The sequence below is a fragment of the Dysgonomonas sp. UBA7710 genome (assembly GCF_002482385.1).
In the GTDB taxonomy this organism is placed as follows: Bacteria; Bacteroidota; Bacteroidia; order Bacteroidales; family Dysgonomonadaceae; genus Dysgonomonas.
Genome location: NZ_DLFW01000002.1, coordinates 16687 through 32539, shown reverse-complemented (window position 1 = coordinate 32539; position 15853 = coordinate 16687). Strand labels below are relative to the sequence as shown.

Annotated in this window: 7 protein-coding genes; 4 read left to right on the top strand and 3 right to left on the bottom strand. The window is 42.6% G+C overall.

Annotated features, from left to right (window positions below):
* Window positions 1-92: 92 nt before the first annotated feature.
* A complete protein-coding gene (locus B3317_RS00440; protein ID WP_291107267.1) occupies window positions 93-1898 on the top strand; it encodes a tetratricopeptide repeat-containing sensor histidine kinase in 1806 nt (601 codons plus the stop codon).
* Window positions 1895-2653, top strand: a complete 759-nt coding sequence (locus B3317_RS00435; protein WP_291107264.1) for a LytR/AlgR family response regulator transcription factor — start codon at window positions 1895-1897, stop codon at window positions 2651-2653. The genes B3317_RS00440 and B3317_RS00435 overlap by 4 nt, the downstream gene beginning before the upstream one ends.
* Before the next feature lie 26 nt (window positions 2654-2679).
* Here the strand turns inward: B3317_RS00435 and B3317_RS00430 are convergent, their stop codons facing one another.
* The 3 genes from B3317_RS00430 to B3317_RS00420 all read right to left on the bottom strand — a co-directional run bounded on the left by B3317_RS00430 (window position 2680) and on the right by B3317_RS00420 (window position 9373).
* Complete coding sequence (locus B3317_RS00430; RefSeq protein WP_291107261.1) at window positions 2680-3909, bottom strand: glycoside hydrolase family 71/99-like protein; 1230 nt, start codon at window positions 3907-3909, stop codon at window positions 2680-2682.
* Between the two features lie 101 nt (window positions 3910-4010).
* Window positions 4011-6452, bottom strand: coding sequence for a glycoside hydrolase family 95 protein (locus B3317_RS00425; protein WP_291107258.1), 2442 nt, complete (start codon window positions 6450-6452; stop codon window positions 4011-4013).
* A gap of 344 nt (window positions 6453-6796) precedes the next feature.
* Window positions 6797-9373, bottom strand: a complete 2577-nt coding sequence (locus tag B3317_RS00420; protein WP_291107255.1) for a hypothetical protein — start codon at window positions 9371-9373, stop codon at window positions 6797-6799.
* A 254-nt stretch (window positions 9374-9627) separates the two neighbouring features.
* On the opposite strand from B3317_RS00420, the gene B3317_RS00415 reads away from it, so the two are divergent.
* On the top strand, window positions 9628-11844 hold the full coding sequence (locus B3317_RS00415; RefSeq protein WP_291107252.1) for a glycoside hydrolase family 3 C-terminal domain-containing protein: 2217 nt from the start codon (window positions 9628-9630) through the stop codon (window positions 11842-11844).
* A gap of 785 nt (window positions 11845-12629) precedes the next feature.
* On the top strand, window positions 12630-15851 hold the full coding sequence (locus tag B3317_RS00410; RefSeq protein ID WP_291107249.1) for a SusC/RagA family TonB-linked outer membrane protein: 3222 nt from the start codon (window positions 12630-12632) through the stop codon (window positions 15849-15851).
* Window positions 15852-15853 lie beyond the last annotated feature (2 nt).

Below are 15853 nucleotides of genomic sequence, written 5' to 3'. Positions count from 1 at the left end.
AATGGGTGAACGGTCATTTTGAATTGGTGAATTATAAGGTATAAATGTTTTAAAAGTATTTACTTTACAATCTCAATCAAACACAACAGCTTATGCATATCAGATATATACTTATACTCTTTCTTATCCTGATTTCATCACCGGATTGGGCGCAGCAGCCGAAGAGCGCATCCAAGCAATCCAGAGAGAATATACGGATACAGGAGGTTTCCAAAGCTATAGAAGAAGGCAAGTCCAATATGGAAGTGGCCGAAAGCTATGAGAAGCTGGCAAGGGAGCTTTCAGGAAAGGGTGAATATGCCAAAGCTGAAGACTATCTGACCAGGGCCAAACGAATATATCAGATTCGCGGGGAAAAAGAGAAACTGGCTATTGTGGAACGGGAGCTGGCTAAAGTACAGGAAGCCCAGAACAAAATAAATGATGCCTTCTATAACTTCAGTAGCGCCCAATCCAATACTTCTAATAAGAAGATGCAAAAGATCAATGCCAACGACATGCAGCGTGTGGCCAATTACAACAATCCGGCTGTACAATCCGGATATATACAACAGAATATACTGCTGGCCGAAGAACTGGACAGCAAGGAAGATAAAGTCCTTGCCTACCGGCAAATGGCACAGGTAAACAAAGATATGAACAACGCGCCCGAAGCAATCAGAAACCTCGAGAAAGCTTTGGTCACAGTCCAGGACCAGCCGGAAGCATCCATGCAGATACGACAGGATATAGCCAGCACCTATGCCTCCGACAACCAGATAGGAAAAGCAATAGAGATAAACAAGGATCTGGTTGCGGAAGCCAAAGAAACGAACAATCCTAAAGCCGAGATCAAGCAACTGCAAGCCCTGTCGGAAAATTACCTCGAGGCCAATAAGCTAGCCGAGGGTGTATCCGCCTTGCAACAGGCATACAACCTCGCCATAGATAACGGACAGACTATAGAAGCTAAAAACAGCCTTGAGTTGCTTGTAGAACAATATCGGAAAATGCGCCAACCCCAGAAAGCTCTCGATGCTTATTCCGACTTCATGAAGAAGCTCGAAGGCCTTGTAAAGAACGACAGTACACTGCTAGACGAAAGATTCTTTCACGTACAGGAGGAGAAAATACTCCGGCTGGAAAAAGAACGGGCGCTAAAAGATGAACTGATATCCAGAACCAATAGGTTCAATTATATACTACTCATAGCCATTGTACTGATACTTATCTCACTCGTCTTTATAGCCAAAGCTCTCTATTCCATCAAGAAGAAGAATAAGCGGATAGCCCTGCAATCGCTGCGCAGGGAAATGAACCCCCACTTCATTTTCAACAGCCTCAATAGTGTGAACCAGTTCATAGCGCAAAATAACGAACTGGAAGCCAACAAATACCTGTCTTCCTACTCCAAGTTGATGCGCAATATCATGGAAACCTCAAACAAGGACTTTATTCCGCTGGCTACCGAAATGGAACAGATGAAAGAGTACCTCGACCTGGAATACATGCGCTTTCACGACAAGTTTACCTATAAGATGGAAATAGACAATTCGCTGGATGCCGATTCCCTGTTCATTCCCAATATGCTGATACAGCCGCAGCTGGAAAATGCCATCTGGCACGGGTTACGTTACAAGGACAGTACGGGACTGCTTACATTGAATGTAAAGCCCGACGGTAATCATCTGAAAGTCGTCATCGAAGACAACGGCATCGGACTCACAAAAAGCAAGGAGCTAAAAACCAAGCACCAAAAAGAACACCGGTCGCGCGGACTGAATAATACACAGGAACGAATCAACCTGCTGAACAGCCTGTACAACACCGATATATCAATTTCCATTACTGAGAAGGAAGGAAAGGAAAGCGGAGTGATAGTCAGACTATTATTTCCCTTAATGAACAAGAACCTATGAACACACTGCAAAGAATAAAGAGCGTAATAGTAGAGGATGAACCCGCCGCACGGGAAGCCCTGAAAAACTATCTGGCAAAATACTGTCCGCAAATAGAGGTTATAGGCGAAGCACATAATTGCAAGGATGCCATACCCCTTCTTCACAATCTGGAACCGCAACTCGTATTCCTCGATGTGGAAATGCCGTTCGGTAACGCCTTCGATGTACTGGAAGGCTGTAAAGACCTCTACTTTGAGACGATATTCGTCACGGCTTTTTCCGAATACTCTTTGCGGGCATTGAACCAAAGCGCGGCATACTATCTCCTGAAACCCGTAAGCATCGAGGAACTGATATTAGCCGTGAATAAAGTTCAGCAGCACATCATTAATAAGGAAGTCTTCAACCGCAACAAAATACTGGTAGAGAACTTCCGCGAAACCAAGCCGGAAAAACAGCAGGTCATACTCCCTACTCTCGAAGGCTTCGAAGTGGTGAAGATGGAGGATATCATCCGCCTGCAAGGCAACGGCAACTTCACCGATATCTACCTGAAAGATAAGAGTAAGAAAATGGTTTGCCGGTTCCTCAAGCATTTCAGCGAGATACTACCCTACCCTTTCATCCGCATCCATAAGTCACACATCGTAAACTTCAACTTTGTAAAATCATATCACAAAAATTCCGGTGGATATGTGACTCTGGAAGATGGCACGGAGATTGAAATATCATCCAGCTATAAGGAAGATTTTCTCAGGTTCTTTAAAGCATAGATCCGGAGCCTGTTTAATCAAACCTACTACCGGAAATCCCTTTTCGGCATAGGGATACTCAATGGCTTCTGTCTTTTCAGCATTTTAGACGCTTCCCCCGTAAGCCAGAGATAATGATCGGAAGGCATTCCGTCCATCCCTACGAACTTAGCTATATCACTTACCGGAGGATTGTCGCTGCATTTGAATATTGCCGTCCCTTCATTTACCTCATCGAACATAGCCGCATAGATCATACCGGCACCTGCATTGATAGCAGTAGATATCTGCTGCCAATAGAAACGTCCCCCTTGACGCGGTATGGAACCGGAGGGCTTTATATCATCCGGAAATTCAAAGCGGCTGAGATTATGCCAACTGAATCCCGGGGTCACACAAGGTACATAATCTATATTGTTATTTTTACACCACTCCATATCACCGATTATCAGGTCGCGGAAACGGTCCATATCGTTATGCAAAAGCGGCGTAAAGCGCTGGACAGTCCAAGGCAGAACGATATCGGCCTGTTTGATTATTGTGTGCAAATAGGGGTCCGGGATACAATCGGCAGTCAGTTCGCGCCAAAACGTCGGTACACCCAACATAATACTGCAACCTCCATATTCCGGATCATTTTTCAGGAAGTCGATGAAGCGTTCTATGCCTATATTACGAATATTATAAGGCCTGTCGGGAAACCCGATACCCCAGATAGCCACAAGAGGCTTCCCGTTGAAAAATAAATATGTCTGATTTCCTTTCTGGTTTGTCACCCTTATGGAATCTACAAGGTACTTCCAGTCTTCTATCAGGCTGGAACAATCTTCTCCCGATCTTTTCAATCCCGACAAGTCGTACATAACAGCTATCGCACGCTGATATTCAGATGCAGCCTCAAACGCGTTTCTGATTACCGCGGTCGGTGCTTCCCTTCTGGCCTTTGCCTGAGCAGAGCCAAAGAAGCGTTGCATAAACACACCGTCTACGCCATATTCCTGCATCCATTTGAAATGCAAATCTATTGTGCTTTTGTCCGTAGAACTGAAAAAGCGGGCTGTGGAACCATCCGCGTGCTTCAATCCCGTAGGATATGTCTTTTCATACTCGCTCACATCCGGCCACATGTCTATACGGACTTGTTTTTCATCGGGATACATCACTCCATCGGCCGGAGCCCTGAACCATCCCTGATAACCTGCCATAATCAGGCCTTTATAGCTTGGATACTGTGTTTTAGCAGAGTGCTTGTTTGTCTGAGCTGTAATCTTATTCATAAAAAGACAGGATAAGATTATCACAGACAGAATAATTCGCTGATTCATTATATTTTAGTTTTATATATTAAATAATTATTTTAATTTTAATGATTTAGTCCTTATTTCATACCTCTCTTAAATGTATATACCTGCCCCTGCCGCGTATCCACGTCATACTCGTATATCTTATACAGCAACGGATACTGAGTATTTATCTCTTTGGAGACCAGAGGTTCCTTTATTTGTGCAGTTCCGTACAGCGGATTTCGATTTACTCCCTTAGCCTCTGACAGTCCCGCACCTGTCAATGGCACGTAAGAACGCAGGCGCATATTCCCTCCCAATTTAGATAATACCGAGACAGTCAGAAGTTCCCCGTTATCCCACTCCATAGAAACTTCGAAACCGCCGCGAGCCATCAGCCCTTTCACTGCGCCCTTTTTCCATGCATCAGGCAGGGCAGGAAGCAGATGGAGCGCTCCATCGTGGCTTTGCAATAACATTTCGGCCACTCCGGCAGTGAACCCGAAATTACCGTCGATCTGGAAAGGCGGGTGCGCGTCGAACAGGTTCGGATATGTACGCCCGTCGTTATTCCCCGGTTCTACAAGCGATAACATATTGGATATAATCTTATATGTATGGTTTCCATCCAGGAGGCGTGCCCAGAAGTTTATCTTCCAGCCTATCGACCACCCCGTAGCCATATCGCCACGGTAAAGCAACGAATTCTTTGCTGCCTGAAACAATGCAGGATGCGAATAAGGAGATATCTGGTTGCTCGGATACAGCCCATACAGATGCGACACATGGCGATGGTCGTTCTTTGGGTCGTCCACGTCGTCGAGCCACTCCTGTAACTGGTTGTATTTCCCTATCTGCATAGGGGCAAGACGCGAAATCATATCTTCCAGTCTTCTTTCATATACATTATCGGCCAGTTGCAAAGCCTTGGATGCGTTCAATGCATCACTCAGTACATCAAATACTATCTGGTTGTCCATCGTGGAACCGGCCGTGATGCTTGTACCCGTCCCCGGAGGGCCTTGTTCGGGCGAAGTGGAAGGAGCCGATACCATCCATTTATATTTCGGATGCTCTACAAGAAAATCCAGAAAGAAATCAGCAGCACCTTTCAGTACGGGATATACATCCCTCAGAAACACCTTATCGCCCGTATATAGGTAGTGCTGCCACATATGCCGGCTAAGCCATGCCCCGCCGTTGGGCCACATCCCGTAAAAGGCCCCGTCCACTGGTCCGGTCGTACGCCAGATGTCCGTATTGTGATGCGTAACCCATCCGTTGGCATTGTACATTACCCTCGCCGTCTCTTTACCTGTTTCGGCTATTTCTTTCACCATTGCGAACAACGGGAAATGTGTTTCGCTAAGATTGGTCACCTCGGCAGGCCAGTAATTCATCTCCGTATTGATATTGATAGTGTACTTACTATCCCAGGGCGGTACTAGCTGATCGTTCCATATGCCCTGCAATGTCGAAGGCTGACCGCCCGGTTGTGACGAACTGATGAGCAAATAGCGTCCAAACTGGAAAAGCAGTGTAACAAGGTTCTGGTCTTTACCATCCTTAAAGTTGCGTACACGGCTATCGGTTTCGTCGTTCATCCTTTCGGAAGTTCCCAAATCCAACTCAACCCGGTTAAACTGATTCTGATAATACTTTATATGGTCGTTCAGCGCAGTCTGATACGGTTTGGCCAGCGCGGACCTCAATATTGTTTCTGCTTTTCTGGTCTCGTTACCGCTTACATTCTTATAGTCTATAAAATTGGTGGCGATGGATATGTATATTGTCGCTGTATTCGCATTTTTCACAACGATATTATCTTTTCCTACTTTTACCGTTCCGCCCTCCGTCTTTATTTCGGTCTGGTTTTCGAACCTTACCACTCCTTTTATACCTTCATGGTCTGAACCTGTACCTTTCAGCACCAGCCTGTTGCCCTTTGCTAATACAGAATAGCCTTTCACCGGAGAATCGTATGACGCGGAGAAGTTAATGCTATTCGCCTTATCTGCCATAATATGCATAATAATCACATTATCGGTAAACGAACTGAATACTTCACGGATATATGTTACACCATCCACAGCGTACCGGGTAGTTGCTACCGCCGTTCTTAGATCCAGATTGCGTGAGTAATCGGAGAAATTATCATGCCCGGTAAAGTCCAGATACAAGTTTCCGATTGTCTGATACGGCATGCCATTGTGAGGTGTCCTCATCGTTTTGTCCAGTAATGCCTCTGCCTGCTTTTCCTTCCCTGTGAAAATAAGATTCCTTACTTCATCCAACGAACCCAGTAAAGCGGGACTGTCGTTCCGGTGCGGCCCTCCGGCCCACATTGTTTCTTCGTTCAATTGCAGACGTTCACGGGCCGGGCCGCCAAAAGCCATAGCTCCCAACCGCGAGTTCCCTAAAGGCAAGGCTTCCACCCATTCTTTTGCAGGACGTTTATACTGTAGTTTGATATCACCGGCATGAACGGTAAGTATGCTCAGGGCGAAAAACACGAATAATCCGAATCTCTTTCTCATGGTGTTATTTTAAGTATTGGTTATTTCCCGGGACAAAATAAAGCCAGGGGTATTAACAGGAGAGTTAAAAACGTATTAATATAATATTAAAATAAAACCTAGTATTTTATTTAGAGCAAAACTTGACAAAGTTGACATTTTTTACGCATTTTCTATTCTGTCAATTTTCTCCCTCACTGCTGATCGCTATTTTATAAAAACTTGACAAATCTGACACTTTTTTTCAGTTTTTCAGATATCTCTATTTTAACTATCAGTAATATCAAAGACCTATCAGCCAACCGCTAAAAGCTGTCAGCTAACATATAGATAAAATTATTTTCAATTAAAAAGGAAAAGGAGACTCAATCTTCGATATTTTTCCGGCTTATCACATCGGTAAGGGAATACTTATATTTCGAACCCAGCAGATTATAGTATTCTTTACAGAAATTATCATAAATACTTTTTGCAATTCCTTTTTTACCCGAATTGAACAATATGGAGCATTTGAGGTATAATGCCTCCTCATTTATATAATCGTGGAGGAACAACGTATCGGCAATCTTTAGCTTCAGGTCGTCTGTCAGCTTATAATAATTGCTCTGCGAAAGTTCGGTCAATATATCTATTGTCATGTTGGAGAAATCACTTTTGAATCCGTCTACCCAGTCAGCTTCCGTATTTGGCAACAACACACCCCGAAGTAATAATTCGAGCAGCCTGTCTATATCCGTCTGATCGGGAGAAGCATTTTCTTTTATTATACCAAATAACCGGATGGCCTCTGTATAATCACACACAATACCTTCATTCAATTTTATACTCCAAAATCCGTTTTGGTTTATAATCTCCACATTCCCTACATTTTCAAGTATCGTCCGTAACTTGCTGAGATAGACATTTCTGTTGTTTTTCGCAGATTCTTCATTTTTATCGAACCACAATAATTGTATCAGCTTCTTGCCCGATATACCTTTACTGTCCTTCTCTGTACTAAGTATCAGCAATACGAGCAAGTATTTCAGCATCGGTGTAAAGTGACCGGTTATATTCCGACCATCCTTATCCGTTATCAAGAAACCTCCCAGAAAACAAACCGACTGTCTGGAGAAATCATAATACCGGACTTCCGTCTCCTTCACTTTTACCTCAGTAACCGAAGGAATTGCAAGGCTCCGGGGCGAAGCCATCAACCTTTTACCGGTTTTTTTTCTAAAAAGCGTCCTCTTAATCAGAAAATATACCGTAAGAGCAATTACACATAGAAGCCCCAAAGTTATTATTACAATCTTCCATATAGACAGTGACGGTACTGCCTCCGCCGTTGGTTGAGTAACTTGTATCTCGCTTAAAGCTATCGGAGGGTAATTAAGCGAATAGATCGCGACTTCGGCAGACTTATCTGTTTTTATTTTATTTATCAATACATAAAATTTATTATCCTTCTTCGAATGATACAAATTCATATATAAATAGTGGGCTGTGAGATCTTCATGTATGGGAAAAGACATTAATTCAAAACCCGGATGATCTTTCTTCAGTCTCATCAATGTCCCACCGTTCTGGTTTGTAAATACATAGAAACAATCTTCTTTCTCATCATAAATCATATTCTCACCGGGAAGGAATTCCAACTCGGGTGCAGGAGTCTCCATCTCCCACAGTTTATTTGTCTGCTCTGTCAGGAGATTGACCGAATAAAAGTCGTAATAATTACGGGGAGACAACTCCTGCCGTCCTGTTTTATTACCCCATCCCCCATAGATATACAAAGTATTGTTTACGATAACGGTTGAAGAAGAATGGCGGGGGGAAATATCAGGCAAACTGGATTTTTTTATAGATTTCCGGCTTGGGTTTAAACGGAGTAACTCATTGTTATATTTATAAAAGCCATAACCCCCAAAAGATACTAATGAAGAATCGGACGGAGAAAAAGAAACTGAATTATTCCAGTAGGCATGTTCCAGAAGCGATTTTGTATTGTTTTCCCACGACTCTGAAACCGGATTGAATACGGATACTATATTTTCGTCGAGATTATAGGATAATAGCTTATTCGAAACAGGATTGTAGAATAACTGATTAGGGGCATTGGCTGCAATTATTCCGCTTTTGACAGCAATTATATCCTCTTTCCTTTGATTGGCATCGAAAGTGATAAGCTCTTTAGAATCGGGAGAAGCAATATAAATTATACCCTGATTCGGATTGAATGCAAACAGGGAATTCTCTTTTATATGCTTCGAATAGATTTTTTCCCATGTTGCATAAATATCTATTATCCAGCGCGGATTTTTTGCTAATGCCGGCACCTGGCTTACAGAGTCGGGACTCTGCCTCTCGTCGTGTTTTTCCAATTTCCAGTGTCTCTGTAGATTTTTACCGTTGAATATCTTTACATCCCTGATATTCACTGATGCTATATCATACAACGTATATCCGTCGAAAGGACATAAACCAAAAGAGACTTTTACCTCATTAGCACGTGATATCTGGTAAGGAACAGATAATTTAGTTTCCCCATATAATACAGTGATTTCATTTTTCTCTGATGATAATGTTATACTTACCGGTAACCATTCGCCGCAGATTATTTCTTTTGAAATCATGTAAACAGACTCATTTACCACCAGCATCGGATATCGCTTATCTCCTTCACCTACTGTAAATAACAAGTCTATATTTTCTTTCTTATCGGTAATCATCCTGAATACAACCCCAAACACATTGTCTTTACGCACACTCATATCGAATGTCATGGTTGTTTCGCTATGCAACCTGATCGGCTGGTTATTCTCAAGTATCAAAGATGTCTTTTCCTGGTCATTGGACGGAAATGACTTTATGTATAAACCATAATCTATACTATCGGGTTGTGCAGCATTAGTTAATACTGACAAAGAGACTAATAAAATAGTAGAGAACAGTTTTTTCATTTAGATTTTTTGTAGAAGATAAATTGCACTTTTAAGAGCTACAACAGAAGCTAACGATTGTAAAAATAATCTATTTCTTTTTTTATTCCAACTAAAAGATTTTAGTTTTCCGATAAATAAGCTATTTTTATTGTCATTCTTTTAAAATATAGAAGATTAATCGTATTTTAACCGATACATTAATGTTTGATTTCAGCTTTTATTAATGCCTTTTGTGTTATTTTGTATTTATAAATTTCCTAAAAATATTTATCATGAAAACTAAGAATCTCTTATTTCTCATTTTTCTCACATTTTCGGGCTCTGTATTATTTGCTCAGCCATATCCCTTCCGGGATACAAAACTATCTACAGACAAACGGGTATCTGATTTAGTTTCCCGTCTGACTTTAGAAGAAAAGGTATTGCAAATGCTCAATAATACCCCCGCCATAGAAAGGTTAAATATCCCGGCTTATAATTGGTGGAATGAATGCCTGCATGGTATTGGGCGCACAGAATATAAAGTCACTGTTTTTCCCCAGGCAATAGGAATGGCTGCTGCATGGGATACCAAGTTGCTTAAAGATGTGGCAAATGCTATTTCCGACGAAGGGCGCGCAATATATAATGATGCTTCGGCAAAAGGCAATTACTCTATATACCATGGTCTGACATATTGGACCCCCAATGTAAATATATTCCGTGATCCTCGTTGGGGCCGCGGACAGGAAACATATGGAGAAGACCCTTACCTGACAGGGGCTTTGGGTAAATCATTTGTCGCAGGCTTGCAAGGTGACGACCCCAACTATCTTAAAGCTGCCGCCTGCGCAAAACATTATGCTGTACACAGCGGCCCGGAGAATACACGCCACACATTTAACACATTTGTGACCACATTCGATTTATGGGACACGTACCTTCCTGCATTCCGTGATTTGGTTGTAGATGCCAAAGTAGCAGGTGTGATGTGCGCATATAATGCTTTTAGCGGAGAACCATGTTGCAGCAATAACCTCCTGATGCAGGAAATATTAAGAGATAAATGGGGCTTTACAGGATATGTGACATCCGACTGCGGCGCTATCGACGATTTCTACCGTTATCATAAGACTCATCCCGATGCTAAACACGCCGCTGCCGATGCAGTATATAGCGGAACTGATATCGATTGTGGCAATGAAGCATATAAAGCCCTTGTGGATGCCGTCAAAACAGGACTTATTACAGAAGAACAAATAGATATATCTTTAAAGCGCCTATTCGAAATACGTTTCAGGCTCGGGATGTTCGATCCTGTAGAAGATGTAAAATTTTCGAAAATACCACTTTCTGTACTGGAATCACAAACTCATAAGGATTTAGCTCTTAAAATAACCAGAGAATCAATCGTATTATTAAAGAATGAGAATAACTTCCTGCCGCTAAGCAAGAAGTTGAAAAAAGTAGCTGTCATCGGCCCTAATGCAGATAACGAAGTATCAGTGCTGGGTAATTACAATGGCTTCCCGACTCAGATAATGACTCCTTACAAAGCCATTAAGAACAAACTGAAAAATGCGGAAGTGATTCACGAAAAGGGTATTGACTTTGTAAAACCATCGGAAAACAGCAAAGAAGAAATCACAGCTTTAGCCAAACGTTTGAAAGGAATGGACGTAGTCATATTTGCCGGAGGTATATCTCCGGAACTGGAAGGTGAAGAAATGCCTGTCAATATAGAAGGATTTACGGGAGGAGACCGTACCAGTATAAAACTGCCGAAAATACAGACTGAACTGATGCAGGCTTTAAAAGCCGAAGGAATACCGGCCGTCTTTGTTATGATGACCGGAAGTGCAATCGCCACCGAATGGGAATCGCAAAACGTACCCGCAATATTAAATGCATGGTATGGCGGACAGGATGCGGGAACAGCCATTGCGGATGTCCTTTTCGGGGATTATAACCCTTCGGGAAAATTACCTGTAACATTCTATACAAAGGATAGCGACCTGCCTGCATTCAATTCTTATGAAATGAAGAACAGAACCTATCGTTATTTTGACGGAAAAGTACTTTATCCATTCGGCTATGGATTAAGTTATACCAAGTTTGAATACTCCCCGATACAAACGCCTGCAAGTATAAAAACAGGTGAAAATCTGGAAGTTTCCGTTACTGTAAAAAACACAGGAAAAACAGATGGGGAAGAAGTAGTCCAACTCTATATATCCCACGACAATAACGGTACAAACAAACAATTACCGCTATATGCCCTGAAGAGTTTCAAAAGGATTTCCCTGAAGGCGGGAGAAAGTAAGAGCGTAACTTTCAAACTGTCGCCAAGAGAAATGGCCCTGTCAGACGAAGATGGAATACTGAAAATAACTAAGGGAAAAAGCAAACTATATATCGGAGGTACTTCTCCTTCAAAAACAAGTGCGGAAAAATTACCTCTTGTAGAAACACAGTTTGAGATAACAGGAAATGATTATATCGTTGATTAAAAGATCGATCTATTCGTAGAGAATCTTTTTTGCAGACACAATTGGGGTGGATAAACAATCGGCTAGGACGAAAAGTTATCCACCCTTATTATATCACTTCTTCAAATTATACTATCCAACACGCAAAGATCCATAAACGTAACATTTTATCATATCTTTATCATCCGTACCTTTTTTATCATTAACCAAAGAAAGGACATCCGCAATACCAGACCTTAACTATTTTACACGTATTAATTTATCAATAAACTTCCATGAAATACCGTGTCCGGTTTAATCACTATTTCTCACTATTTAATTTACTTCCGGATACAAAAGCATTAGTTATGCTCCCGAATTAATGAAACCCTTATGAATAAAAGGTTTAAAAGCCTGAATTATAGAAATTTTAATGATTTTGTTAATGTTTTTTTTATAAAAACATTAATATGTATCATATAAATTCGCCAAAACTTAAATGCTGTTAAATCTAATTTATAAATATGAAAAGGAAACCCATGAATTCATCCTGAACCTGAAATGAGCATTGCTGAAAAATAAAGAATCCGTTTCTATAATGACAATACCTATAAAAGTGTAAAGCAACCTGAATCAATTCTAAAAAAACAAACTGTTTCCGACAAGTAATATTCCCGATGTATTCAACTTAAAGAACCCATTATAACGATTCTATATATTAAAAAACATTTACACATTTCATCGATCTGTATTAGTCACTATATGTTTATACATTCTGATAAAGCACTATTTGTATTATTTAATTACTCTCCATTTAATAAAGTATTATGGAAAATCACAAACAAAAAATTAAAATTAGAAAAGGGGATATCATGTGCGTTACGCAACGCTATGCTTTCCTTATGTTTTTGTTTCTGGCAATGCCTATACTGGCATTCTCGCAAACAAGAACTGTTCGTGGTACTGTTACCGATACACAAGGTGAAGCAATCCCCGGTGCATCTGTAACCGTCAATGGAACCCAGAGAGGAACATTGACAAATGTAGACGGTAGTTTCAGTATCGAAGCCTCTGCTAATGATAAACTGACCGTTTCGTTTATCGGATATATCAAAAAGGAAATCCCTGTGGGTAGTAATACCGATATTTCCGTACAACTGGAAGAGGATAACAGACAGCTGGAAGAGGTTGTAGTTACCGGATATGCCGCACAAAAGAAAGCGACCCTGACAGGTGCCGTATCTACGGTAAGCAACAAAGAACTTACGGTCACCAAAAACGAAAACGTAGTGAATATGCTGACCGGAAAGGTGCCCGGGGTACGTATTACACAACGGTCGTCCCAGCCCGGCGCGTATAACACCGTTATCGACATCCGTGGTATGAACGATGTAACAAACGGCGTTCGGAGCACCCCCCTATTCGTTGTGGACGGAATAACCCGCGACCAGGACTATTTTTCCCGTATGAGCGCTGAAGAAATCGAATCTGTCACTGTTCTTAAAGACGCAGCTGCAGCCGTTTACGGCTTACGTGCGGCCAACGGGGTTATCCTGATTACTACAAAAAAAGGTACGGCCCAGAACGGAAAAGTGGACATCACTTATTCGGGAAGCTATACCTTACAGCAAATGATCTATATTCCGAAAGGGGTATCTGCTGTAGACTGGTTTACGTTACGCAATGAACAACAGTGGCAGAATTTCGGGAATAACTATCTGAATCGCATGTCCGCACGCCACGGAGAAGAAGAAATACAGCCTTGGTTAGACGGTACCAGACAGAGCTACGACTGGATGGGTGCCATCTTCAAAGACCTTACTCCGCAAACGGAACATACTCTCAGCATCGACGGAGGAAATGACCGGATACGCTTTTTCACGAATTTAGGTTACAGCAAGCAGGACGGTAATTACAAGAGCGGTTCTTTATGGGCCGATAAATGGAACTTCCGTACCAATATAGACGCGAAAATAACGAATCGCCTCAGCGCCGGTGTGCAGATAGGCGCTATCCTGACCAACACTCACGAACCAAATACCGGTTTATGGGCGGTCTATAAAAACGCTTGGCTAACCCAGCCTAACGCTTCCTTTTATGCCAACGATAATCCGGAATACCTGAATGGGAACAGCACTTATATCAACGATGGCGACAACCTGCTGGCATCCACCAATTCCGATTATTCAGGCTACAGGTTAAATAAATCGCGGCGCCTGAACGGAACCCTGACATTGACCTACGAGATACCGGGTATTAAAGGCCTATCGGCGCAGACATCATACGACTACGCCATGTCCTTGCCCGATAATACTTCGTACCAACATGCCTATTATTTGTACGACTACGGACAGGATGGAAAATACACACCAATGCAAAAAAACGCCGCCGACGGCAAATCCCGGATAACTCGTTCGGCAAATTTCAATTACGACACGGATATGCAGCTCAAATTGCTTTACAACAACAAATTCGGGTTGCATAGCGTCAACGGAGTTGTGGTCTTTGAAGAAGCGTTCTCTAATTGGGATGGTTTTCAGGCGCAACGCAACCTGTCGGTTAATTCGGAATATCTTTTCGCAGGAGATGCCGAAGGGCAACAAGCCACTTCAAGTGGATTAGGAGATCGCTTGAACCAAGCCTTCATCGGACAGTTCAACTACGATTATGCCGGCAAATACCTAGCGGATTTCCGTTTCCGCTACGACGGTTCATCCCGCTATCCGGAAGGCTCACGCTGGGGTTTCTTCCCATCCGTTTCGCTCGGATGGCGTATCAGTGAGGAAGGATTTATCAAAAACAAGTGGAGCTTCATTAACAATCTGAAGATAAGAGCTTCCTATGGTGTAATGGGAGACGATGCCGCCGCTAAAAACTACCCCCAGAACTATATCGGATACGACCTTACTCAAACGCGCGGATGGGTATTCGGCGACTCGTTCATGACCAGCGTTAAACCGGGAGCCCTTCCGAATCCGAATCTGACTTGGTATAAAGTCAAAATGGCGGACATCGGATTGGATTTCGATATTTTTAACTCATTACTGAGCGGGAGTTTCGATATTTTCCGCCGCGACCGTTCCGGATTACTTGCTGCCAATACCGCCGTAATACCGGGCACAGTGGGTGCGAACCTACCTGATATTAACCTAAACGACGACCGCAATTTCGGGTGGGAAATAGAACTGACGCACCGTAACCGTATCAGGACAGTCGATTATTTTGTTTCGGGACAAATTTCCGCAACCCGGAGTATGCGTACCAAATGGTCGGAAACACCTGCCAGTAACTCTTTCGATTACTGGAGAAACCGTACCGACGGGCGTTATAACGATATATATTGGGAAAACGAATCAGGAAGCATGTTCACGAATGTGCAGGATATACTCAATTTCTCACAATATCCTATGGCTCAGGGATCAACACCGGGCGACTGGTCGATTGTGGACTGGAACGGAGACGGTATCATCGACGACAGCGACAAACACCCTATAGCTACCAAAGGGTTGGCATCAGTAAATTTCGGGCTGTCGATGGGAGCAAGCTGGAACAATCTCGACCTGAGTGCCAATTTCCAGGGAGCTTACGGCATTTACCAACAACTCTCGGAAGTGTTTACCGAAGCCTTGCCTTTCGGCGGTAGAAATACCATGGAATGGTTTATGGACCGATGGCGTCCGGCCAACGTCAATGCCGATTATTTCAATCCGAATACAGAATGGATCTCAGGTTATTACCCGGTTACCGGCCACGACGGGCGCCGCACAGGCACAAACGGCATGAGGGATGCATCATACATACGCCTGAAAACCCTGGAACTGGGCTACACTATACCGGCAAAAATATTGGCAAAAGCAGGCATGAGAAATCTGAGAGTCTATTTCAACGTCTACAACCTACTGACAATAAGCAAACTAAAAGGAATAGACCCTGAACGCCCGAGTAGTGTGGAAAATATTGGGGCCACACTGGGTAGTGCCGGATATGCCGATATGTATGCTTATCCGAACAACAGGACTTATACCATTGGAGCAAGTATTAAATTCTAAAC